Raw genomic sequence first — 21,938 nt, 5'->3', positions numbered from 1 at the left:
CCCCAGAGGCAAAAAGTTTTCCCCGGCATATTCTGGATAAATTTTGCCCAAAAAAGAAAGCCCAGGCAAAGTTCCCCAGGCTCACTCAAATATGTATTTTTTGGCTATGGGCAAGGAATCGCTCCCACCACTACACCAGCCTGAGTTCTGGATATTCGCTGATAATGTCGTTGCTGGTGAGGGTATCCCCTTCTTCTTGGGGCGTCCAGAGCACCTCAATGGCCAACAGGCGATCGCTACTAATACCGCCCAAAGTTTGCAAGGATTGTTTTAACTGACTGGAATCATTCACTGCCGGCAAGTTCAAATTGCCCAAGGCTGCGGCAATAATGGTCACCAGAATATATTCTCCCGCACCATCGGGAACTGCATCGGGACTATCTCCACCAATGGCGGTTGCCCTTCCCCCTTGACGTAGCTGATTGTTAAAGTTGCTCAGGGTTTCGTCGGTAAACTTACTCCGTTCGGTGAGAGCTAATTGATTAAAGGCAGCCTCAGCAGCACTCAAGCGCACCTTGTCACTCTGACTAGATCCATAAACCCAATATTCAGGATGGCGGAGCAGAGCTAAAGTAGCTTCCTGGAGCACTAGGGAACGACCATTGGCAGTGCCAGTATCAGCAGACAGGGCCAATTCATCCAGTTCTTTTTTCAATTCCTTGGCACTGGCCAGTAACCCCACCTGAATTTGGGCAATGCCCACTTGGGGATCGCTGCTGGCCGCCAGGCCACCGCCCCCTTCACCACTGCTGCCACCACCATTACGGATGGCATTGATAACTACGTTGGCGATCGCAATCATCACTAAAATGCCAAAGATGCCGCCGAATCCCCCACCAAAGCCAAAAAAAGGAATGATGAAGGGAAAACCAAAGCCACCACCACCATAGGTTCCACCGGAACGATAGGAGCCACCACTAGGACCGCTGTAACTACGACTGGGGGCACTAGGGGCTCGGAAGGAGCCACCACCAATGCGGCCACCACTCCGGCGAGCTTCAGCTTCAAAGGTGGGGGTAAAAACTAGGGTAAAGGCCAGGACAAAAATAATTACCACTGAAGTGCCCCGCATCCAGACCGATCGCCAGGTAATATTTTTGGGTAGAGGTAAATTCTTGAGCATCTTAAGCATAGAGGAAAAGTTTTTCGATATTCCGGCTAGGACTCCCTGGTCAAGGGTTCACCAAATCCAGGGTAGATTCAAGCCTGTCAGTTAAACATAGTGCCGTTCACTCCTCTAGGGTAACGGATTCTTCGGACGAAAGAGCAGGGATTTTGTACTTGCAATTGTCACTAAAATGCCTCATCTCCGGCCATGGGCGCTGCCAAACGGTACTGATTTTTACAAAAAAACTTTTGGAGAACATGTTAAAAGTGTCTGGCTAGCCTTATAAATAAGACAACAACCAGATCATTGCACGAGGAGTACCAGGTTTGAAAAAAGTAGAAGCGATTATTCGCCCCTTTAAACTAGACGAAGTCAAAATTGCGCTGGTTAATGCAGGGATCGTTGGTATGACGGTTTCTGAAGTTAGGGGCTTTGGCCGTCAAAAAGGTCAAACAGAGCGTTACCGTGGCTCTGAATACACTGTTGAGTTTCTCCAAAAACTCAAAATTGAGATTGTCGTCGACGAAGGACAGGTTGACATGGTTGTTGACAAGTTGGTATCGGCGGCCCGCACCGGGGAAATCGGTGACGGTAAAATCTTCATCAGCCCGGTGGATTCGGTGGTACGGATTCGGACAGGGGAAAAGGATACCGAAGCTATTTAATCTTTTTGAGATTAGCTTTCCGGTTGCCGTTAATGTTGGGCAGATTGAGACAAGTCTCGGTTTTGTTCTCTTGGCCCCAGACACTTTCCTGTCACTGCCATCAAAAGCTGTCAAATTTCAACCCAGGCCACTGGTGGATGAGTTTGTTAAACGCTTTTCCCCGGTGGCTCACTTTCTGTTTTTCTACCTTTGTCATTTCTGCAAAGGTTTTTTTGTGCTCCGGGAGCCAAAAAATTGGGTCATAGCCAAAACCCTGATCGCCTCTTGGGCTATGGGTAATTTCCCCTGAACAGATGCCTTTAGTACTCAGTTGAATACTGCCATCGGGGGCGGCGATCGACACCACGCAAATGAATTGAGCTTGTCTTTGGCTTACCCCTTCTAGAGCCTGGAGCAATTTGGCAATTCTTTCCCTGTCGGTGTTGCCATAACGGGCGGAATATAAACCCGGTGCCCCATCCAAAGCATCCACTGCCAAACCAGAATCATCGGCGATCGCCCATTGATTCACGGCCTTTGCTACCTGGGAAGCTTTTAAGCAAGCATTTTCATAGAATGTACTGCCGGTTTCCTCCACCTCAATTTCCGTTGGCTTAAGGGTTAATTGACAACCAAGGGGCTCTAAGTAAGTTTGCATCTCGGCTAATTTACCGGGGTTACCCGTGGCGACAATTAAAGTAGGCATGGTTTTACTAGGTTTTACGGATCGTTAAAAAAGTTTTTCGGGGACAAAAATTAGCCAGACCCTCTGGGTTAATCTTCTGCTATTCTGTATCAGAGATGCTGGTGTAGCTCAGTGGTAGAGCAACTGATTTGTAATCAGTCGGTCGCAGGTTCAAATCCCGTCACCAGCTTATTTTGAATTCATTAACCTATCATTGATCATCGTCTAAGCACTCCGCATGGTTTGCCAGAGTTGCTTATATTGGTTGACGGTGGCAATGTCCAGGGGCGCGAGAAATTCACAACGCTCCAGTAACTCCGGTGAAAAAGCCAATAAAGGGTTAGTGCTCAGGGCGGAAACCTCCAGGTTTTGATAGGGCACCGCCAGGGCATTACTGAAAGTTGCCATCTGCTCTAGACTGGAAGGCTGGGCGGAAAAATTTAACCATTCATAGGTAATTTCAGCCGCCTCCATCTCAGCGGGCATAGTCCAGAGATCAGCCCAGAGGGATGTACCGGAACTAGGAATAACCGCCCTGAGTTCTGACTGATTTCTCAGCAGAGGAATAATTTGGTTTGACCAGCCCACTGCTAACCATACATCTTTATTGAGTAGAGCTTGGAGATAATATTTACTGTTGTAAAACTTCACTTGGGTCGCCAATTCTTGCAAAGCGGAAGGTAGGGCATTAACAGCTTTGGGGTTGGTGACATTGTAGGAATAACCCAGCTTTTTCAGAGTCAAACCGATCGCCTCCCTGGGATCATCCACCAGAGCAATGCGTTGCTTTAACTCTGGCCGCCAGAGGTCAGACCAATCGGTCGGTTGCCAACCTAAATCAGCAAATGGTTGTTGGCGATAAATAATCATGGTGGGCCCCCAACGGTAGGGAACAGCCCAAATTTTGCCGCTTTGATCCGGTAAGCCTTGGTCATTGCGTTGCCCCAACAATTGCCACCGTGGAGGCAGACTAGACCATTGGCTCAATTGGTCGGGGACAAAGGGTTGAATGAGCTTTTCTTTGATTACCCGTTCCAACCATAAATCTCCCCCGGTGACCAACTGGGCTTTTGGGGTCTGATTTGCCCTCGATCCACTGCCCCACAGTCCCTTGGAAGTATCTGCATTTTGGGCATTGTGCCAGGTTTGTAAATTGTCGAACAAACTCTGCAGATTGGCGATCGCCTTGAAATTTAATTCCTTAGCTTGGGGAAACTGCCGCTGAAATTGGTTAATTAACTGGGGCGGCAGGGAACGGTTCAAAAACTGCACTTCTTTGCTACTGCCCTGGCCAGGCCAACAGCCTCCTAGACCCGTGGCAAGGCCGACAGCGGCGGCGGACTGGAGAAAATGGCGGCGGGAATAGCAGGGTAAATTCATGGCAACTCCACCGATGTTGGTTTAGCAATGTGGGGCAGCCCCCAGCCCAATTTCTCCCGCAGAATCCGGAAAAACTCTGGCGTTTGCAGGCGAATAAACTTGGCAGGATAGGGAGATTTTGATAAATGCACCCGGTCTTCTGGCAACACATAACAACCGCCATTGCCATCCACCACCAACACCATGCGGTTGGGAGTAGCGGGAAAAATGGTCACCGGTTCTAGGTCGGAAAATACTAACGCTCGGGAAGCCAGGGAATGGGGGCAAATGGGCGCTAACTGAAACACTGGTACATCGGGGGTAACCACTGGGCCTCCAGCGCTAAGGGAATAGGCCGTGGAACCCGTAGGAGTGGAAACAATAATGCCATCGGCGGCAATGTCCACAGAAGCATGGTAGCCTACCTGAATTTCAAAATGGCACATGCTGGTGAGGGGTTCCCGGTGCAATACCATTTCGTTCAGGGAGAGCGCTTCCCATAAAAGGTTTTCCTCCCGCATTAACCGCACTGTCATCATGGAGCGGCTTTCAATTTGGTAATCACCGTTGATTAACTGCTCGATCGCCGTGGGTAGTTGGTTGAGGTAAATTTCCGTTAAAAAACCCATGTGCCCTGTGTTAATGGTCAACAGGGGGATGCCGAGGGGGGCCAACTGACGAAAAGCTGATAGTACTGTGCCGTCTCCCCCCAGAACAATGGCAAAGGGCATGGACTCATCAAAATGGGGCGGAGTCAGATGTTCAATGCGGGTATGGCAAATGGGGCGATCGGGCTGGGAATAGCCCAACAGGCCACCGGATCCGGTTTCCATCGCCACTGTAAACCCACTCTGTTGCAGTTGCTCCTGCAATTCTTGGGCAACGCTACAGGCGGTGGGCTTATCGTCGTTGAAAATGATGCCGACTTTTGGCACAGGGGCGAGATCCTAGGGAGTCAGGGAACAGGGAGCGGAAAAATCGAATAGAAAACGAGATTATCTAAAAGTATCAAATTGTCAATCAAACTAGTCAAACTAGAAAAAGAAATTATTTTTCTTCTTTTTGCCTTCGGTTTGGGTCGGGTTAACCTCATAGTCCAGTTCTTTGAGCTTCTTGATGATGCGCCCAAAGTATTCCTGTAGGTAGGATTCTAGGGTGGTGGTTTCCTTCGGATCAAGGCCAAATTGTTCGTACACCGGAGCCATGTCCGCCGTTAAAGCTTTACCACTGGCCAGCACTTCCGAAAACGCTAGGCGATCGGAGGCGTTATAGGTCCACTGGAAAAAGCGAGTAAAGCTCCGCATAAATCTGAGCACCGCCATGGGCACCTGGGAAATACGGGCATTATTGCCAGACATTCTTTCACAAAGTTGAATAATTTCCGTTGCCCCCCAAGCCCGACTGCCCACCACTGGATAGGTTTTACGGGCCACACTGTCCAATTCCACCGCCCGCACTGCAAACTTAGCCACGTCTTGGGTGTTCATGTAGGCGATCGGGGTATTCTCGCCGGTTTGCCAAACCGATTGATTATCCAAAATGGGAATAGCGTACTGACCAATTAACCCCTGCATGAAACCCGCCAGTTGCAGAATGGTGTAGTCCAAATTCGTTTGGGCTAAAAATTTCTCGGTACAATTTTTGATGTCCATCAGGGGCACTTTGGGATATTCGGCCGCCCGCAAAATGGAGAAAAAGACAAACTTTTTGATACCCGCTTTCTGCACTGCTCGAATTAAATTAAGCTTGCCTTCCCAGTCCACCTGGCGAATGGTGAGGGAGTCGGTGGCCCTGGCGGTGGAAGCGTCAATCACTGCGTCAATATTTTCCAGGGCTGGGGACAGAGTTTCCGGCTTACAAATATTTCCCCCCACGATGGTGGCGCCCCACTCTTTAAGAAAAGCTGCCTTTCTTAGGCTACGAACCAGACAAACAACGGTGTGACCTTGGTCGATCGCCTGCCGAACAATTTGCCTGCCGAGGGTTCCTGTGCCGCCTACCACCAAAACTCGCATTTTAATTTTCTTTACAAATTTTAATACTTTGCTAAATCCTATCAGACTCTGACAATTATGGGTATTGGGGCCAGGGCACAAAAATTTGTTTCCCTACCCCGGTACTGGCTCCAATGTCAATGCAATCCCACCATGGCAGGGTCAACCCCCACCAAAAACAAGGATAAGGTAACCCATCCAACTGCCCCAAGGTTAGGAAGAAGGGAGGAATAATAATGGTCAGGACGTTGGACGCTCCACTAAACCACTGGGGCCAGCCTGTTGACAATATTGCAAAAAAGTAGAGAAAGCTTCGGGGCAGTCCACCTCAATAATTTTGCCGCCAATTTCGTCAAAACTTTCGTTGCGGGATTGACGCCACATGGGAGTGAGCTTGATGGTGATGGTGGGTAAAGCTTCATTGTCCATGCGCCGGAGCTTGACGGTAAAATCCGTGTCCTGGGGCCAATCATTGGGAACGCTCACACAGATACCGTTGCGAGTTAAGTCGAAGGATACCCCCACCAATTCCCCTTCCATATCGAACACTTGGCAAAAGGCCAACATCCGCTCTTCCTGCCGTCGCTCCTGCACCCCCTGGAGATGGGCAATGGTTAGGGCTTCTTGGGAGAGGGAAGATGGAGAATCTTGAGCCATGGAGATTATTTCCTCGGTTAAATTAGGTTTACCTAGTAAATGGGCCAGGTTGACCATTATTGTAGTCATTCACTGGGTCGATCTTCCTTCCATCAGGGTCATTTGGTTAATTGTTGATGAGAAATGGGAAGGAGTAATCCATAGATATTTGCCCAGTTAACTCGATTTGAGCAGAATTGGGAAGGACGTATTGGGAACTTTGGTTGACAGGGCAACAAAGCCAGCATTTTTTGGGTTTATCTAAGCGGGGGACACCATGGTGGCCAATACTCCCCAGAGTCGGCGGGGGCCGTCTTGACTGCTAAAGAAAAATAATTCTGTCAGCAAAGAAAGCAGGCGATCAGAGGTAATGGGGGCTAAGGGAATATGGGCTTCTCCCCCTTGTTTCTCTCCATAGGCTTGCCAAGCTGAGGTAAATTTTCGGGCGTACTCGCTTAAAAGTACGGTTTGTAAAGGATTTTTACCCTGTTCCTTGGTCTGTTCAACTAAACTGACCGATCGCCGCAGTAGTTCTTGGTAATGGGCCCCTAAATAGGCGATCGCCATGGCCAAAAGTCGAATTCCCTCCACATCTAGCTGGCCGGGGGCAACAGCAGGAATGGGGTATTTCCTAGTCAAAGATTGGCCTGTTGTCGTAGATGACGAAATTTTTTCTAGGATTGCCGTCCAAGTATCCTCGTCCACATCAGTCAGGGCAACCAAGGCCAACAAAAGCTGGTCCAGGTAGCAATTCATTTGTCGCAATTGTTGACGGTTGGGGGCAACAGCAAAGGACTGGGGAGGAGCTGGGCTGGAGGCGAACTGGGTGAGAACCATAAAATCTTGGGGAACAGGGGAATGTTAATGAACACATGACATGCATAGGATAGCGAATTGATTTAAAGCAATGATTCCCCCTGAGATAAATATATTTTGACCCACTGCTCCGCTTAATTTTGGCGCTAATCTGGGCAAAAATTCGTTGGTTTTCGGAAAGGTGAACCCGTAGCTAGCTTGTATTGCCCAAACCTAACTCATCATTGCTCCATGGCGGCCAAAAATCTTTAGGACAAAACTCGCCAGAGGTCAAGGCTTGATTTTTTCAGAGGGAAAAATTCCTCGGCTAAATAATCAAAAAGTTGAAAAAAAAAGTTTTTCAGCTAAGGTTTGATGTTATATTTTATCTTATGTAGACTTTTGAAAAAAACAAGTCCCCGCAATCAAGCATCATTCAACGGAAAAAATAATCCTATGCCAAACGCCTCCACCGCACTAACCGGCAAAGCATTACTCAATAAAGTTAAAGAACTATCCCATCTGCCCCGTCGAGAAACGGCAAAAGCCTGTGGTTACTACTCTACTTCTAAGGAAGGACAAGTACGCGTAAATTTGACCGACTTCTATGACGCAGTGCTAGCGGCCAAAGGGGTTCCCCTCGATCCCTCTGGTACCAAAGATGGTCGGGGTCGTGAACCGACATTTCGTGTTAGTGTCCACAAAAATGGACAGATTGTTATCGGATCCACCTACACCCAAGAAATGGGTCTTAAGTCCGGTGATGAGTTCGAGATCAAGCTCGGTTACAAGCATATTCATCTGAAGCAAATTACCGATAGCGATGACGAAGAGGAAGTATAAATTTCTCGACTGCGGTTCCCTATGCAAGGGGGACTAAGTGCTTTTTCGCCGGGGGGGAGACCTGAAACAAAAAGGTTTCTCCCTTTTTTTATCAATTAGGGATGACGGCGGACGTACTGTCAAGCTGGGCCTTGCAAATTTTGCTTTTGTTTAAACGAAAATTGGCGATCGCCAGTGGGATGGGCCGATGGAAAATTTGATGGAGTTTTGGCAACCATGGCCGGGATTGTTAAAAATTATTGTTTTTCTTTTTAGTTGGCTAGTGCTGTGGTATCCCGTTGCCCTGGTGGTGGGTCGTAAACTAGCTTGGCAACCCTGGCAGGCTGTTACCCCGGAGCAAAAATTACCCTTGGTGTTATCGCTTTACTTGGTTTCCCCCCTACCCATCTGGGCGGTGACTTGGTTAGACCAACAATCCTTGGGGGATTACGGTTTAAGCGTCATCTCCGACCAATTACTTTCCCTGGCGATCGCCGTGGGGGTGGCGGTATTCGGTTTAGGCTTAACTTTGGCAATACAGGGCCAAATTGGTCTACTGCAATGGCATCGGGAAAAATGGTGGGATTTAGTCAAACTTTCCCCGCTTTTTCTCATACTGGCCCTGGCGATCGCCTTGGTGGAAGAGTTAATTTTTCGGGGTATTTTCCAAAATCAACTGCAACAGGATTTACCAGTCTGGGGGGCAGCCACCATCGTCAGCACCATTTTTGCCATCCTTCATCTGCTATGGGAACGGCGTTTAACAGCTTACCAACTGCCAGGATTGTGGTTATTGGGCATGGTATTGCTGTGGGCCCGTCTGGTGGATGGCGGTAATCTCGCCCTAGCTTGGGGACTCCACGGGGGGTGGGTTTTTGCCCTGGCGGCCTGTGATGCCACTGGTTTAATTACCTATCCCAACACCGATGGCAATATTTGGGTGGGCAAGGCCAATCAACCTTTAGCCGGTTTAGCTGGCATTATTTGTTTGCTCCTCACTGCTTTGGCGATCGCCTTATTTCCCCATCTATCTCCCCTCTAGCCAGGATTTTAACTCCCTAATTGAACCGAATGATTTTGCTATGATGGTTCCCCGTTGCCATCTTTTCTCTACTTTGTCCCTATGCCAATGTCCCCATCAGTAAGATTTACTGGCTTTCTTCCCCGCCGATTAATGGGCCTTAGTTGGGGCGTTATTTTAATGCTGGCATTGAATCAGGGCTTAATTAGTTGCGGGGCTAGCAAAGCGGATCAATGCCGACAGCTAATTTTAATTACCAAACAAATGGCAGAGGAAGGGGCAAAATATCGAGATACCACCTCAACGGAAGAAGTGCTGAACATGGCCGATGCCTTCGATGCCACCGCCACAAAAATAGAACGACTCAACCTTGAAGATCCAGTGCTAGCTAACTATCAAGGGGAATTGGTCAGTATTTACCAGGGCAATGCGGAGGCCACCCGCACCATGGTCAAAGCCCTGGAAAGTAAAGATATTTTGACGGCCCAGCTTGCCCAAAAACAGGTAGCTACCATTGGCCAGCAGGAGCAACAGGTGATCACCAACATCAATGTCCATTGTCAACAGCCCTAGGCACACTAACTCCGAAGTTTTTTGTCCATCATGTCACCGCAGTGGGCAGATTTTGGACTCCCCATGGCTTAGTTTTAACTCCGGTTTAACCTCCGGTCAGAAAGGGTCAGGAACCAACCCCTAAAATGGGAAAATAGCCACAGTGCCCGAAATTTTCATCTGCAAAATCTTCAACTAGACATGACCACTACCCCGCCCGTCCTCAGCGGTCCCGAAATTCGTCAACAGTTTTTAAACTTCTTTGCCGATCGCCAGCATCAAATTTTGCCCAGTGCGTCCCTGGTGCCGGAGGACCCCACCGTACTGTTGACCATTGCGGGGATGTTGCCGTTCAAGCCAATTTTTTTAGGACAAAAGTCGGCGGAATTTCCCCGGGCCACCACTTCCCAAAAATGCATCCGCACCAACGACATTGAAAACGTCGGCCGCACCGCCCGCCACCATACTTTCTTTGAAATGTTGGGCAACTTTAGCTTTGGGGATTACTTCAAATCCCAGGCGATCGCCTGGGCCTGGGAATTATCGACCCAAGTATTTAAACTGCCAGCGGAACGGTTAGTGGTCAGTGTGTTTGAAGAAGATGACGAAGCTTTTGCCATTTGGCGCGATGAAATTGGTATTCCTGCCCACCGCATTCAACGCATGGGAGCGGACGATAACTTTTGGGTTTCTGGCCCCACTGGTCCCTGTGGCCCTTGCTCGGAAATTTACTACGATTTCCACCCGGAATTAGGGGATGAAAAATTAGATTTGGAAGATGATAGCCGCTTTATCGAGTTTTATAACTTGGTATTCATGCAGTACAACCGGGATAATGCGGGTAATTTAACGCCCCTGGAGAAGAAAAATATTGACACTGGCATGGGCTTAGAAAGGATGGCCCAAATTTTACAAAAAGTGCCTAATAACTACGAAACAGATTTAATTTTTCCCATTATTCAAACAGCGGCGAATATAGCAGGTATTGATTACGCCCAAGCCAATGAAAAAACCAAAGTTTCCCTGAAGGTAATTGGGGATCATGTCCGCTCCGTTGTCCACATGATTGCTGACGGTATTAGTGCTTCCAATTTAGGACGGGGCTATGTGTTACGGCGGTTGATCCGTCGAGTGGTGCGCCATGGTCGTTTACTGGGCATTAACGGTGAATTTACCACTAAGGTAGCAGCCACTGCTGTTCAACTCGCCCAGCCAGTTTATCCCAATGTTTTAGAACGGCAAAGCTTGATTGAGCAGGAGTTACAGCGGGAAGAAGCGGCTTTTTTAAAAACCCTAGAACGGGGAGAAAAGTTACTGGCGGATTTAATGGCCGACGGAGTGACGGAAATTGCCGGCGCAGATGCGTTTACTTTATATGACACCTTTGGTTTTCCGTTGGAATTGACCCAAGAAATTGCCGAGGAACAGGGCATTACTGTGGACGTAGAAGGGTTTGAAAAAGCCATGCAGGAACAACAAGAACGTTCCAAAGCAGCCCACGAAACTATTGATTTAACCGTGCAGGAAAGTCTGGATAAATTGGCTAACCATATCCATCCGACGGAATTTTTGGGCTACACCGATTTACAAAGTTCTGCAATAGTCAAAGCGGTATTAGTTGGGGGGGAATTGGTAGATCAAGCGGTCGCAGGGCAAACGGTGCAAATCGTACTAGATCAAACTCCCTTTTACGGCGAATCCGGCGGTCAAATTGGGGATAAAGGTTTTCTCAACGGCGACAATTTGCTCATTCGCATTGAAGATGTGAAGCGGGAGTCGGGCATTTTTATCCACTTTGGTCGGGTAGAACGGGGTACAGTGCAAATTGGCACCACTATTACCGCTACTATTGACCGGGCTTGCCGCCGTCGGGCCCAGGCCAACCATACCGCCACCCATTTACTGCAATCGGCTTTAAAAAGAGTGGTGGACGAAGGCATTTCCCAAGCTGGTTCCCTGGTGGATTTCAACCGTTTACGGTTCGACTTCAACTCTCCCCGGGCGGTGACCATGGAGGAGCTACAACAAATTGAGGACTTGATCAATCAATGGATTGCCGAAGCCCATCAAACTGAGGTGGCAGTAATGCCGATCGCCGATGCGAAGGCCAAAGGGGCGATCGCCATGTTTGGGGAGAAATATGGGGCTGAAGTGCGGGTCATTGACGTTCCGGGAGTTTCTTTGGAACTGTGTGGCGGCACCCATGTGGCCAATACGGCGGAAATCGGTTTATTCAAAATCGTCGCAGAAACGGGCATTGCCGCCGGGGTAAGGCGCATTGAAGCCGTGGCAGGGCCGTCGGTGTTGGATTACCTCAATGTGCGGGAAGCGGTGGTCAAAGAGCTCGGCGATCGCCTAAAAGCTAAACCGGAGGAAATCCCAGACCGGGTCCACCAACTACAACAGGAATTAAAAGCCAGCCAAAAGCAGTTGGAAGCCCTCAAGCAAGAGTTAGCTCTACAAAAATCGGAACAGTTATTAACCCAAGCTCAAACTGTGGGTGAGTTTAAAATTCTGGTGGCGGATCTGGGTACTGTGGACGGGGAATCTCTCAAAACTGCGGCGGAACGGTTACAACAAAAATTGGGAGAAAGTGCAGTGGTGCTTGCTTCCATTCCAGAAGAGGGCAAAGTCAGTCTAGTGGCGGCCTTTAGTCCCCAATTGGTTAAAACCAAACAGCTTAAAGCTGGTCAATTCATTGGTGCCATTGCCAAAATTTGTGGCGGTGGCGGTGGCGGTCGTCCTAATCTGGCCCAGGCCGGTGGACGGGATGCCAGTAAGTTACCAGAAGCCCTGGCCACGGCGAAACAAACCTTGTTGGCTGAACTAGGTTAGGGGTTAGGTTTTAAACCCGTCATTTTACTGTCAAGGCTCCACAGCGGTAATGGTCCACTACTAAATTGAAAAATTCGGCCACGGGGGGTATTTGCAAACGATCCACCGTGGTCACCACCGATACTTGCCGTCGAAAATCCTGGCGATCGCCGGACTCTGGGCAAAATAAATAGCGCACGGAAAAGTTGGGATTATCAATCACCGGTGTGACCAAGGATTGGGGCATCAAGGCAATCATTTCGCTCCCCTGTACCACCCCATAAAAGGCTTCAGGAATATTTAGTTCTAAACTAACGTTGAGGGGGATTTCCCGGCGACTAAATTCATCTTCTACCAGTCGTCGCATCCGGTAACCATCTTTAAAAATAACCTGGGGATAGGGGCCTAAATTTTCCCAGGTGATAAATTTTTTTGTTGTCAGAGGATGATCGCTCGCCATCAAAATACAAATTTGCTCCTCATAGAGGGGTTTAATAGCCAACTCTTTGGTATTAGTTAAATTGCGATGGCTCATAATAATGGCCACATCCACCAAACCATCCTGTAAAACCTTCAAAGCCCGGTCACTCCCCAGGGCCGTCACCCGTAGTTGAATTTGGGGATGGCCCAGGCAAAATTTGGGCAATAAACTAGGCAAGGAAGAGACACAAACTGAGTGAATTGCTGCCACACATAATTCCGTTTGTTTGCCTTGAAAAAGACTACTAATTTCTTCGCTAGCCACATCCCATTCTTGACAAATTTTCCTTGCCCGCCGCAGAAATAATTCCCCTGCCACCGTTAATTTAGCCTGGGCTCCCCGATGAAATAATTGGCACTTGAGGGCAGATTCCAAACCTTGAATTTGCCTACTAATGGTGGATTGGGTGACTTCCGATTGTAATGCCGCCTGTTGAAAACTGCCTAGCTCTGCAACTTTTAAAAAAGCCTGTAACTGTTCTAGTCGCATAGGTTAGTTTTCGGGGAAAGTTGGCATAATAAACTATTCCTAGCTATAGCACTCTCCATTATTCAAAAATGTTATTGATGCACTTTTCTCGGGGCGATATAATGAAAAACGGGAGGACAGATTTTCATCCATCTTCCCGGTTAATTTCTGAGGAGTTTTTCAGCGTTCTAAGATGAAAAGAATCCATTCATCTAGTGAAAAAAGTTATCCCGTGGTCCAGTCTGCAAACTGACGAGAAAAATCTTTTTCCAGTATCATCTAGGGGAATTTATCGGTCATCTAAAGCGGCAATGCCGGGCAGAACTTTACCTTCTAGCAATTCCAGGCTAGCGCCCCCACCGGTGGAAATATGGCTCATTTTTTCGGCCACTCCCACTTTTTCCACTGCGGCGACAGAATCTCCACCACCGATGATGGTGACAGTGCCACTGGCGGTCAATTCAGCCAAGCTGCAGGCGATCGCCTCGGTACCAACGGCAAATTTGTCAAATTCAAATACCCCCATGGGGCCGTTCCAGATGACAGTGCCACAACCAGCGAGGGCATCCTGGAAGGTTTTGACGGAGTCGGGACCAATGTCTAGACCCATCCAACCATCGGGAATTGCATCGACACCAACGGTTTGGGCATTGGCATCGGGGGCAAAGTTGTCGGCCACTACTACGTCCGTGGGCAGGAGAAATTCCACGCCTTTTTCTTTGGCTTTAGCCATGAGGGATTTGGCCAAGTCCAATTTGTCTTCTTCCACCAGGGATTTGCCGGTGTTTAAACCTTGGGCTTTGTAGAAGGTGAAAATCATGCCGCCGCCGATGATCAACTTATCGCACTTGTCCAATAGGGTTTCGATCACACCGATTTTACTGGACACTTTGGAACCTCCCACGATCGCCACTAGGGGACGTTTGGGGGCTTCGATGGCTCCTTGGAGGAACTGTAATTCCTTTTCGATTAGGTAACCAGCAACGTTGGGGCTGAGGAAATGGGTGACCCCTTCGGTGGAAGCGTGGGCCCGGTGGGCAGTACCAAAGGCATCGTTAACGTAGAGGTCGGCGTTGGCCGCTAAAGCTTTGGCAAATTCAGCATCGTTACCTTCTTCCCCGGCATGGAAGCGGAGATTTTCCAACAGGGCCACACCACCATTGGGTAGGCTAGCAATTTTGGCTGTAACTTCAGCACCAATGCAATCGTCGCATTTGACCACCGGCTGGCCCAATAATTCCCCTAGGCGATCGCCAACGGGGGTGAGGCGCATGCTGTCCACTACTTTGCCCTTGGGACGGCCAAAATGACTGCCCAAAATAACTTTGGCGCCTTTGCTCAACAGGTCTTTGATGGTGGGTAAGGCTGCCCGAATCCTGGTGTCGTCGGTGATGCTGCCGTTATCTAGGGGCACATTAAAATCTACCCGGACAAAAACCCGTTTCCCTGCGAGGTCTGCCTCCGTCAAATTGGCGATCGATTGCTTAGACAAAACCTTTTCCTCCTAAATGTCAAATAAACTTAACAAAATTAAACCAGTCAATGTTACCGCCGACAATGGAAAGCCCCAAAATGACCTCCAATGATCGCATTCTGACCATTCTGCAACAGGACTACGCCAATTTTCCCTGGCACCAAACCTTCAGCATCTATGACCCAAACGTTTATTTTCAAGATCCTTTAAGCCAATTTCGGGGTTTGGCTCGATACGAAAAGATGATCCAATTCTTGGGTCGTTGGTTTCAGGCGATCGACCTACAGCTCCACGAGATTACCCAGGTGAACCAGGAAATTACCACCCGTTGGACCTTGAACTGGACTTCTCCCCTGCCCTGGAAACCGAGAATTGCCATCAGCGGCTGCAGTGAATTAACCCTAAATGAAGCTGGGTTAATCATTTCCCACATCGATTATTGGGATTGTTCCCCCTGGGATGTGGTGAAACAGCATTTTTCACGATAGGTTTTCATCTTCATTCGAGTGCAGATTAGCTTCTAATTAGCTGCGGCTCCAACAATTAATTTCAGATCAACACTGAATCAGAATTGCGCGAGAAATTTTCATCAAACAGCAATTTCATCAGGAACAACCATGAGGCGACGATCACGATCAGCAGCAAAGGCAAAACAAGCCTGGATATCTTCTGGAGTGAGATCAGGGAAATCATCCAAAACCTCTTCAATAGTCATTCCACCTCCAAGGTAATGTAAAGGTTTTACAAAAAATAAAATAGTAGTTTAATAATTTATCTCCCCCCTTTTCTTTTATTGCAGGGAGGGCAAAGCAATCTTAAGTTTTTTATATTAACAGATAATTCGGGATGAGTTGCAATAGGTTTTATGTGATCTATTTCAAGATATTCCGGGCTTTGAGCGACAAAAGCACAACCAAAGCAAGCACATTTTCCTTGCTGTTTTTCATATTGATTTTGTTTCCATTTTTTTCCTTCTATTGAGTCTCGCCAACGATTAAATACATTTCGAGGAGTATAATAACCCCTTATATTTTCCTCCCTTCGCTGAAGCTTTTCTAGATCATGGCAAAATTTTCGGCGAGCTAGCTTGTATTTTTCATACAATTTTTGGAAGTCATTATCTAAATCTTCATTCATATCGTCCTTTAATTTCTAATGAACGCCTTTCTAACTTAGCTAGCTTACGATTTACTTCTAAGGTTGTAGTTAATGCTTGCTGTGCTAGTTGTTGTAATTCAGATGTGTTTTCCTGAGTAAAACTAATAGGTATGATATTGTCAAGAGTGGGGATCAATATATCTATTACTTTTTTCAAACTTGTTCTTGTTCTTTTCTGAATCCTCTTATTTTCAAGTAAGGTATTAATCGATAAAATTACCTCTTGAATATTGTAATTTTTACCTCTTTTTGTTTTTGAAATCGGCTTAAGTTCTTTAGTTATCCGCTGAGCTTGATAACTTGTCAATCCAAGTTCAAGCAACTGTTTGCGAGTTATCAGTTCCAATTTTTGCCTCCTCATAAGCATCAATCATAGCTTCAATCCACGGTTCCGGTTTTAGACCGAATCTTTTCGCCGTGCTATAAACCTTTATCAAAAGCTCCATTAATGCACTGTGTTGCTCGTGGAAGCTTTTTTTAAAATCAGCAATTTCTTGGGCGTGACTCTGTTCGATTTCTTTGATTTTATTTTTCTTTTTTGTTACTTCACCTTGTTGTGCAGCTTGTTTCCTTTGCCTATCCAGCAAAACCTCGCCTGCGAAATCTGCTAGTACGAGTGAAAGAACAGCTATATCTCGGTCTGTTACATCCTCAATACCGTACTCATGTTTGTAATAATCGAGGGTGGATTGAAGGTCGGAGAAATTAACATTTAAAGCTTGATAAGCCCTTTCCGCATCAGCCTTTGTCCACCCCAAGCCTTGAGCGAAGGTAAGAGCCTCTTTCTTCGTCATACTCAAAATCAGAATTTCTTACTACAGTTTCTCAGTCTAGCATTTTAGAGATCGCCTCATTAATCCTTCACAAGTGACGATCTCTCTAGGATAAAGCTACCTGGGCTATCCTTCCTTATAAGCCTCCATACCTTCACAGGAGCAAACTAAATGGCGATCACCGTAGGTATTATTAATGCGGCCAACGGCGGGCCAAAATTTAAACTGCTTAGTCCAAGGAGCAGGGTAAGCAGCTTCTTCCTGGCTGTAGGGATGGTTCCATTCGCCACAGATGAGGGATTGGGCCGTATGGGGAGCATTTTTCAACGGGTTATCAGCGGGATCAATTTCTCCATGGGTGATCGCCTGAGCTTCTTGGTAAATGGCAATCATGGCATCACAAAAACGGTCTAACTCCCCTAGGGATTCACTCTCCGTCGGCTCCACCATCATGGTACCCAGCACCGGCCAGGACACCGTGGGGGCATGGAAACCAAAATCCATGAGGCGTTTGGCCACATCTTCGACCTCGATCGCCGCTTGTTTCTTCAGGGGACGCAGATCGAGAATGCATTCATGGGCCACTAACTCATTATTGCCCCTGAATAAAATGGGGTAATAATTTTCCAGCCGCTTTGCCATGTAATTGGCACTGAGAATGGCCACCTCCGTTGCCTTGGTTAAACCCTGGGGGCCCATCATGGCAATGTACATCCAAGAAATAACCAAGATACTGGCACTGCCGTAAGGGGCAGCGGAAATCATGCCAATGGATTGGTCTTCTGCTTGGAGTTCAGCAGTCGAATTTAAACTAGTCCGGGGTAAAAATGCCTGCAAATGGGATTTAACCCCAATGGGGCCCATACCGGGGCCGCCACCGCCGTGGGGAATGCAAAAAGTCTTGTGTAAATTGAGATGGCACACATCCGCCCCAAAATCAGCCGGACGGCACAGTCCCACCTGGGCATTCATATTGGCCCCATCCATGTAAACCTCGCCGCCAAAACGATGCACAATGTCGCAAATAGTTCCGATGGTGGCTTCAAATACCCCATGGGTAGAAGGATAGGTCACCATTAACGCCGCCAGGCGATCGCCGTACTTTTCTGCTTTACTGGTCAAATCTTCCACATCGATGTTGCCTTCCCCGTCGCACTTAACCGGGACCACCTGCATGCCACACATCACCGCACTGGCTGGATTGGTGCCGTGGGCCGATTCAGGGATTAAACAAATATTGCGTTGTTCCTCACCCCGACTGAGGTGATACTGACGGATCACCTGCAAACCCGCATATTCTCCTTGGGAACCGGCATTAGGTTGCAAAGAAATGGCATCAAAACCGGTGATTTCCCCCAACCAGGCTTCCAATTGGGCAAATAAAATCTGATAACCTTCCGTTTGACCAGCGGGGGCAAAGGGGTGAATTTTGCCAAATTCAGGCCAAGTAACCGGCATCATTTCCGCTGTGGCGTTGAGTTTCATCGTGCAGGAACCCAACGGAATCATGGAAGTGTTTAGGGCTAAATCTTTGCTTTCTAATTGATGCAAATAACGCAGTAACTCGGTTTCGGAATGGTACTGATTAAAAACTGCATCCTGTAGGTATAGACTCTGACGGGTTAAATCGGCGGGAAAGCTCGTTTTAACTTCCGACCACAGTTCCTCCGGTGTAAAGGGTAAATTATCCTTACCAGCAAAAACTTGCCACAGGTCAAGCAGATCCTGCACCGTCACCGTTTCATCCAAGCTAATGCCCACTTCCCCAGGGACCAGGGGCCGCAGATTAATTCCCCGCCCTTCCGCCGCTTTCAAAATGGCTGGAGCACTCTGTTCCCCTACCCCCACCCGCAGGGTATCGAAAAAGTAATCATTATTGAGACTGTAATTTAACCGCTTTAAGCCGATCGCCAATAGGACCGTCAACTGGTGAATTCTCAGGGCAATATTTTTTAGCCCCGTGGAACCGTGGTACACCCCATACATAGAAGCCATCACTGCCAAGAGAACCTGGGCAGTACAGATATTACTAGTGGCCTTGTCCCGACGGATATGTTGTTCCCTGGTTTGCAGCGCTAAACGGAGAGCGGGGTTACCATGGGCATCCTTGGAAACCCCCACAATGCGTCCCGGCATTTTCCGCTGATATTCGGCCTTGGTGGCAAAGTAGGCGGCGTGGGGCCCACCGTAACCCAAGGGAATGCCAAACCTCTGGGTACTGCCCACCGCAATGTCAGCCCCCAATTCACCGGGGGGAGTGAGCAGGGTCAGACTGAGGGGGTCGGCGGCCAGGGTAACCAAGGCTTGGTGTTGATGGGCTTTGTCAATGAAACTACGGTAATCATAAACAGCCCCATCGGTGGCAGGGTATTGCAGTAAAGCGCCGAAAATGGACGTAGAAAAGGAAAAAGTATGATGGTCGCCGACAATTACTTCAATACCGAGGGGATTGGCCCGGGTTTTAATCACCTCAATGGTTTGGGGATGGCAGTCCTGGGCAACGAAAAAAGCATTGGCTTTACTTTTGCTGACCCCATAACTCAGGGCCATGGCTTCAGCGGCGGCGGTACCTTCATCCAACAAAGAAGCATTGGCAATTTCCAGCCCGGTTAAATCCATCACCATGGTTTGAAAATTCAACAGCGCTTCCAACCGACCCTGGGCAATTTCCGCTTGGTAGGGGGTATAGGCTGTGTACCAACCGGGGTTTTCTAAAATGTTCCGTTGGATAACCGGCGGGGTGATGGTGTCGTAGTACCCCATGCCAATATAGGAGCGAAAAACTTGATTTTTGGAGGCAATGGATTTCAGTTGGGCGATCGCCCCATACTCACTTTGGGAAGCTGGTAGTTGCAAAGACCGGGGAAAGCGAATGGCCGGGGGCACGGCTTGGTCAATCAAATCCCCCAAAGTATCAAAACCCAGTGTCTGGAGCATTTGCCGCTGTTCCGTTTCTCCGGGGCCCAAGTGACGATCCAAAAAACTATCCGCCGGAGCTAACTTCTCCTCTAGCTTAGTCAGGTCAACGGCGATCGCCTCGGAGGTAGGGACAACAACGGCGGGCTCTAGGTTGGGCATAATGGCGGAGTAGGGAAAGGATGAACGCCTGGACTGGATCTGTCAAAAAATGTTACAGATTGGCTCTAATTAGATACAAAGCTTAACAAATTTTGGTAGGCCTAGGGGTCAGCATTGCCAAGGCGGCCCCATCCCCATAAAACTCGTCCAAATATTCTTAAAACGTTTCCCATTTGCCGATGAATGAAAACTCCATGGAATTTTTTCTCCCTGACCTAAATGCTACCGATCAATGGGGACAACAATTGGCCCAACAGTTACCGCTGGGCACCATTATTTTGTTGCAGGGGGATTTGGGAGCGGGGAAAACTAGCTTAGTCCAGGGCCTTGGCCGGGGGTTGGGCATTACGGGGGAAATTGTCAGTCCCACTTTCACCATTGTTAATGAGTATCGGGAAGGTAAGATGCCCCTTTACCATCTGGATTTGTATCGACTTAACACCCTTGAAGTCGAGTATTTATACCCGGAACAATATTGGCAAGGGGAAGATTTTCCCTTGGGTATTACCGCGGTCGAGTGGCCGGAAAGATTACCGCAACTACCAAGTCAGTATTTACAAATTCAACTGTGCCACCAAGGAGAAGGAAGGAGCATCGCCCTGACAGCCCAGGACTGGGCCATGGATTTAAAAGAGCTATTGCCCCCTAGTTAAAACCTAGTTAAAACGCTGTAGTTCCGTGGCAATTAACTGGGCCAGCAACGGTTGGGGCCCCAGGGGTTCCCCCAATTGCAGGCGGAGCTGGCCATGGACCAATTGGAGTTGTTCCCGCTCTTTTCTGATCAGGTCTGTCAATCCTCCGGCAAATAGAAAGTAAGGCAAAATCACAACTTCCCCCGGCGTCTTAATTTCCCCCAGGACGGTGTTCAAACTAATGCCCCCTTTCCAGTAGGCTGCCCTGGCCCCTAATTTTTCCGCCACCGTGGCGATCGCCAAATTACCACCGGCCCGTTTACTACCGTGGGCCAAGAGGATTCTCTCCGCCTGGGGTTGGTTTTGGTACTGCAGGAAAGACTTTTCTAGTAAGGCTGGTAGCCAGGGATAAACCCCCAAAATGGGCAAACAGTGAATGGAGATGCTATTACCCAACTCCGCTTTGGCCTGGGCAATGGCCTGGGGCAAGTCTTCACAGGTATGTACTCCCATAAGCAGAAACAGGGGCAGAATGACAATCCGTTTGACCCCCTGGGGAATCAGGTTTTCGGCTAAGTTTACCAACTGTTGATGGAGAGGTAACGCCTGGGCCTCCAAGCTGGCACTAAACACCGGCGGTTCCAGTTGCTTCCCCTGATTTACCTCCGTTAATAATCCTCCGGAATAATACGCCCGCCAAGTTTCCGCCCCATTGCGCTTAGCTAACCCTTTCTTGCTTTCCAGGGGGCGGGGTCTGGGTAAAAATTGACCCACTAGGTAAGTCAGGCGATCGAGGGCGATCTGGGGACGGGGATCACGGCTACCGTGGGCAACCAACAGATAGGCAGTGGACAAGGTTGATTAGGGGTGATGGGAAGTTGGGCTTAATATATCTTAATCAACACATCCCTACCCTGGGGTGACGATTTTAACCAAATTCAGAGCTTCCAACGGCCCAAAGCCCCCAAATGCGGCGGGATCTTTTCCAGCAATGGCATAGGGCACAGCATATCTCGGTTAGATCCCCGGCGGCAGGCTGTGGCAAAGGGAACCGAGAATGGCATGATAGTTATACCGCTCAATCTTTCGGTAAACCATAGCAATTAAATTTTATGGGGTTTGCGGATCTGTCGATTCAGTCCATTGCCACAGAGTACGATCTGACTGTGCAGTCGGTTTTCGACCTGTGCGACCAACTCGGCATAGCCTACAAAAACCAGGATACTAACCTTGCCCTAGAGGACGCTAAAGCGGTGATTATGCAAATTCTACACCGCCAGCAATCTGCTTCTGAGTTAGGGGGCCTTTCCTGACATTGTCGGCTGGTTGCTATGGCTCCTGTTCCCATACTGACCGAGCAAAAACCCTCGATTTTCTTGGCATACTTGATTAAAACCCTATTTTTAAAAAGATTGAGAATTGACCGATTCCCTTTCTCACCCCT

The 21,938-nt window shown here is 48.4% G+C and carries 23 protein-coding genes and 1 tRNA gene; 9 read left to right on the top strand and 15 right to left on the bottom strand.

The genetic code is table 11. From position 1 onward, the window contains the following. Window positions 1–130 precede the first annotated feature (130 nt). Window positions 131–1,132, bottom strand: a complete 1,002-nt coding sequence (locus C7I86_RS10260; protein WP_010873157.1) for a DUF1517 domain-containing protein — start codon at window positions 1,130–1,132, stop codon at window positions 131–133. Between the two features lie 302 nt (window positions 1,133–1,434). Here C7I86_RS10260 and C7I86_RS10255 point away from each other — a divergent pair, with 302 nt between their 5' ends. After that, the gene (locus C7I86_RS10255) at window positions 1,435–1,773 is read left to right on the top strand and encodes a P-II family nitrogen regulator (RefSeq protein ID WP_010873156.1); all 339 of its coding nucleotides are present in this window, start codon (window positions 1,435–1,437) and stop codon (window positions 1,771–1,773) included. A 100-nt stretch (window positions 1,774–1,873) separates the two neighbouring features. Here C7I86_RS10255 and rdgB read toward each other — a convergent pair whose 3' ends face one another. After that, window positions 1,874–2,458 carry an RdgB/HAM1 family non-canonical purine NTP pyrophosphatase gene (gene rdgB, locus C7I86_RS10250; RefSeq protein WP_010873155.1) on the bottom strand — a complete coding sequence of 195 codons (585 nt, stop codon included), beginning with the start codon at window positions 2,456–2,458 and terminating at the stop codon, window positions 1,874–1,876. A 97-nt stretch (window positions 2,459–2,555) separates the two neighbouring features. Here rdgB and C7I86_RS10245 point away from each other — a divergent pair. Further along, a tRNA-Thr gene (locus C7I86_RS10245) sits at window positions 2,556–2,627 on the top strand. Between the two features lie 35 nt (window positions 2,628–2,662). On the opposite strand, the gene C7I86_RS10240 is transcribed toward C7I86_RS10245, so the two are convergent. The 5 genes from C7I86_RS10240 to C7I86_RS10220 form a co-directional block, all read right to left on the bottom strand. Next, complete coding sequence (locus tag C7I86_RS10240; protein ID WP_010873154.1) at window positions 2,663–3,817, bottom strand: extracellular solute-binding protein; 1,155 nt, start codon at window positions 3,815–3,817, stop codon at window positions 2,663–2,665. Beyond that, window positions 3,814–4,731: an NAD(+) kinase gene (locus C7I86_RS10235; protein WP_010873153.1), complete on the bottom strand. Its 918-nt coding sequence runs from the start codon at window positions 4,729–4,731 to the stop codon at window positions 3,814–3,816. Before C7I86_RS10235 ends, C7I86_RS10240 begins: the two co-directional genes overlap by 4 nt. Window positions 4,732–4,830: 99 nt before the next feature. Next, complete coding sequence (locus tag C7I86_RS10230) at window positions 4,831–5,811, bottom strand: NAD(P)H-binding protein (protein ID WP_010873152.1); 981 nt, start codon at window positions 5,809–5,811, stop codon at window positions 4,831–4,833. 219 nt (window positions 5,812–6,030) lie between these two features. Then, window positions 6,031–6,516, bottom strand: a complete 486-nt coding sequence (locus C7I86_RS10225; RefSeq protein ID WP_010873151.1) for a hypothetical protein — start codon at window positions 6,514–6,516, stop codon at window positions 6,031–6,033. Window positions 6,517–6,687: 171 nt separating this feature from the next. Further along, entirely contained in the window at window positions 6,688–7,263 is a 576-nt protein-coding gene (locus C7I86_RS10220) for a DUF3038 domain-containing protein (protein WP_010873150.1), read from the bottom strand. 333 nt (window positions 7,264–7,596) lie between these two features. On the opposite strand from C7I86_RS10220, the gene C7I86_RS10215 reads away from it, so the two are divergent. The 4 genes from C7I86_RS10215 (at window position 7,597) to alaS (ending at window position 12,451) form a co-directional block, all read left to right on the top strand. Then, complete coding sequence (locus C7I86_RS10215) at window positions 7,597–8,064, top strand: AbrB family transcriptional regulator (protein ID WP_010873149.1); 468 nt, start codon at window positions 7,597–7,599, stop codon at window positions 8,062–8,064. A 187-nt stretch (window positions 8,065–8,251) separates the two neighbouring features. Continuing rightward, window positions 8,252–9,085 (top strand): CPBP family intramembrane glutamic endopeptidase, encoded by an 834-nt coding sequence (locus C7I86_RS10210; protein WP_010873148.1) that lies wholly within the window; start codon window positions 8,252–8,254, stop codon window positions 9,083–9,085. Window positions 9,086–9,172: 87 nt separating this feature from the next. Beyond that, window positions 9,173–9,637: a hypothetical protein gene (locus tag C7I86_RS10205; protein ID WP_231848031.1), complete on the top strand. Its 465-nt coding sequence runs from the start codon at window positions 9,173–9,175 to the stop codon at window positions 9,635–9,637. A gap of 180 nt (window positions 9,638–9,817) precedes the next feature. Continuing rightward, the gene (gene alaS / locus C7I86_RS10200) at window positions 9,818–12,451 is read left to right on the top strand and encodes an alanine--tRNA ligase (protein WP_010873146.1); all 2,634 of its coding nucleotides are present in this window, start codon (window positions 9,818–9,820) and stop codon (window positions 12,449–12,451) included. Window positions 12,452–12,470: 19 nt separating this feature from the next. Here the strand turns inward: alaS and C7I86_RS10195 are convergent, their stop codons facing one another. After that, entirely contained in the window at window positions 12,471–13,400 is a 930-nt protein-coding gene (locus tag C7I86_RS10195; RefSeq protein WP_010873145.1) for a LysR family transcriptional regulator, read from the bottom strand. Between the two features lie 268 nt (window positions 13,401–13,668). Continuing rightward, window positions 13,669–14,871, bottom strand: a complete 1,203-nt coding sequence (pgk, locus tag C7I86_RS10190; protein WP_010873144.1) for a phosphoglycerate kinase — start codon at window positions 14,869–14,871, stop codon at window positions 13,669–13,671. Between the two features lie 50 nt (window positions 14,872–14,921). Between pgk and C7I86_RS10185 the strand changes: the two genes are divergently transcribed. Further along, complete coding sequence (locus C7I86_RS10185; protein ID WP_010873143.1) at window positions 14,922–15,341, top strand: DUF2358 domain-containing protein; 420 nt, start codon at window positions 14,922–14,924, stop codon at window positions 15,339–15,341. Window positions 15,342–15,442: 101 nt separating this feature from the next. Here the strand turns inward: C7I86_RS10185 and C7I86_RS10180 are convergent, their stop codons facing one another. The 5 genes from C7I86_RS10180 to gcvP all read right to left on the bottom strand — a co-directional run bounded on the left by C7I86_RS10180 (window position 15,443) and on the right by gcvP (window position 19,862). After that, window positions 15,443–15,568 (bottom strand): DUF433 domain-containing protein, encoded by a 126-nt coding sequence (locus C7I86_RS10180; RefSeq protein ID WP_020862259.1) that lies wholly within the window; start codon window positions 15,566–15,568, stop codon window positions 15,443–15,445. 56 nt (window positions 15,569–15,624) lie between these two features. Beyond that, on the bottom strand, window positions 15,625–15,990 hold the full coding sequence (locus C7I86_RS10175) for an HNH endonuclease signature motif containing protein (RefSeq protein WP_010873142.1): 366 nt from the start codon (window positions 15,988–15,990) through the stop codon (window positions 15,625–15,627). Next, window positions 15,983–16,357, bottom strand: coding sequence for a hypothetical protein (locus tag C7I86_RS10170; protein ID WP_020862260.1), 375 nt, complete (start codon window positions 16,355–16,357; stop codon window positions 15,983–15,985). The genes C7I86_RS10175 and C7I86_RS10170 overlap by 8 nt, the downstream gene beginning before the upstream one ends. After that, the gene (locus tag C7I86_RS10165; protein ID WP_010873140.1) at window positions 16,326–16,805 is read right to left on the bottom strand and encodes a hypothetical protein; all 480 of its coding nucleotides are present in this window, start codon (window positions 16,803–16,805) and stop codon (window positions 16,326–16,328) included. The genes C7I86_RS10170 and C7I86_RS10165 overlap by 32 nt, the downstream gene beginning before the upstream one ends. A 105-nt stretch (window positions 16,806–16,910) precedes the next feature. Then, window positions 16,911–19,862 carry an aminomethyl-transferring glycine dehydrogenase gene (gene gcvP, locus C7I86_RS10160; protein ID WP_010873139.1) on the bottom strand — a complete coding sequence of 984 codons (2,952 nt, stop codon included), beginning with the start codon at window positions 19,860–19,862 and terminating at the stop codon, window positions 16,911–16,913. Window positions 19,863–20,041: 179 nt separating this feature from the next. Here gcvP and tsaE point away from each other — a divergent pair, with 179 nt between their 5' ends. Beyond that, a complete protein-coding gene (gene tsaE / locus C7I86_RS10155) occupies window positions 20,042–20,515 on the top strand; it encodes a tRNA (adenosine(37)-N6)-threonylcarbamoyltransferase complex ATPase subunit type 1 TsaE (RefSeq protein ID WP_010873138.1) in 474 nt (157 codons plus the stop codon). Window positions 20,516–20,518: 3 nt separating this feature from the next. On the opposite strand, the gene C7I86_RS10150 is transcribed toward tsaE, so the two are convergent. Continuing rightward, window positions 20,519–21,349, bottom strand: a complete 831-nt coding sequence (locus C7I86_RS10150; protein ID WP_020862261.1) for a sirohydrochlorin chelatase — start codon at window positions 21,347–21,349, stop codon at window positions 20,519–20,521. 257 nt (window positions 21,350–21,606) lie between these two features. Here C7I86_RS10150 and C7I86_RS10145 point away from each other — a divergent pair, with 257 nt between their 5' ends. Further along, window positions 21,607–21,807, top strand: coding sequence for a hypothetical protein (locus C7I86_RS10145; protein ID WP_010873136.1), 201 nt, complete (start codon window positions 21,607–21,609; stop codon window positions 21,805–21,807). Window positions 21,808–21,938: the final 131 nt, after the last annotated feature.

This window comes from Synechocystis sp. IPPAS B-1465 (assembly GCF_003015225.1).
Lineage (GTDB): Bacteria > Cyanobacteriota > Cyanobacteriia > Cyanobacteriales > Microcystaceae > Synechocystis.
Note: the sequence above shows the minus strand (reverse complement) of the source record. Positions and strands in the feature narration are given on the sequence as shown.

Excerpts from the sequence above, each read along its gene's own strand:
- C7I86_RS10260 (WP_010873157.1), bottom strand. The coding sequence starts at position 1,132 with ATGCTTAAGATGCTCAAGAATTTACCTCTACCCAAAAATATTACCTGG.
- rdgB (WP_010873155.1), bottom strand. The coding sequence starts at position 2,458 with ATGCCTACTTTAATTGTCGCCACGGGTAACCCCGGTAAATTAGCCGAG.
- C7I86_RS10240 (WP_010873154.1), bottom strand. The coding sequence starts at position 3,817 with ATGAATTTACCCTGCTATTCCCGCCGCCATTTTCTCCAGTCCGCCGCC.
- C7I86_RS10230 (WP_010873152.1), bottom strand. The coding sequence starts at position 5,811 with ATGCGAGTTTTGGTGGTAGGCGGCACAGGAACCCTCGGCAGGCAAATT.
- C7I86_RS10225 (WP_010873151.1), bottom strand. The coding sequence starts at position 6,516 with ATGACTACAATAATGGTCAACCTGGCCCATTTACTAGGTAAACCTAAT.
- C7I86_RS10220 (WP_010873150.1), bottom strand. The coding sequence starts at position 7,263 with ATGGTTCTCACCCAGTTCGCCTCCAGCCCAGCTCCTCCCCAGTCCTTT.
- C7I86_RS10215 (WP_010873149.1), top strand. The coding sequence starts at position 7,597 with ATGTTATATTTTATCTTATGTAGACTTTTGAAAAAAACAAGTCCCCGC.
- C7I86_RS10210 (WP_010873148.1), top strand. The coding sequence starts at position 8,252 with ATGGAAAATTTGATGGAGTTTTGGCAACCATGGCCGGGATTGTTAAAA.
- C7I86_RS10205 (WP_231848031.1), top strand. The coding sequence starts at position 9,173 with ATGTCCCCATCAGTAAGATTTACTGGCTTTCTTCCCCGCCGATTAATG.
- alaS (WP_010873146.1), top strand. The coding sequence starts at position 9,818 with ATGACCACTACCCCGCCCGTCCTCAGCGGTCCCGAAATTCGTCAACAG.
- C7I86_RS10195 (WP_010873145.1), bottom strand. The coding sequence starts at position 13,400 with ATGCGACTAGAACAGTTACAGGCTTTTTTAAAAGTTGCAGAGCTAGGC.
- C7I86_RS10185 (WP_010873143.1), top strand. The coding sequence starts at position 14,922 with ATGTTACCGCCGACAATGGAAAGCCCCAAAATGACCTCCAATGATCGC.
- C7I86_RS10180 (WP_020862259.1), bottom strand. The coding sequence starts at position 15,568 with ATGACTATTGAAGAGGTTTTGGATGATTTCCCTGATCTCACTCCAGAA.
- C7I86_RS10175 (WP_010873142.1), bottom strand. The coding sequence starts at position 15,990 with ATGAATGAAGATTTAGATAATGACTTCCAAAAATTGTATGAAAAATAC.
- C7I86_RS10165 (WP_010873140.1), bottom strand. The coding sequence starts at position 16,805 with ATGACGAAGAAAGAGGCTCTTACCTTCGCTCAAGGCTTGGGGTGGACA.
- gcvP (WP_010873139.1), bottom strand. The coding sequence starts at position 19,862 with ATGCCCAACCTAGAGCCCGCCGTTGTTGTCCCTACCTCCGAGGCGATC.
- tsaE (WP_010873138.1), top strand. The coding sequence starts at position 20,042 with ATGAATGAAAACTCCATGGAATTTTTTCTCCCTGACCTAAATGCTACC.
- C7I86_RS10145 (WP_010873136.1), top strand. The coding sequence starts at position 21,607 with ATGGGGTTTGCGGATCTGTCGATTCAGTCCATTGCCACAGAGTACGAT.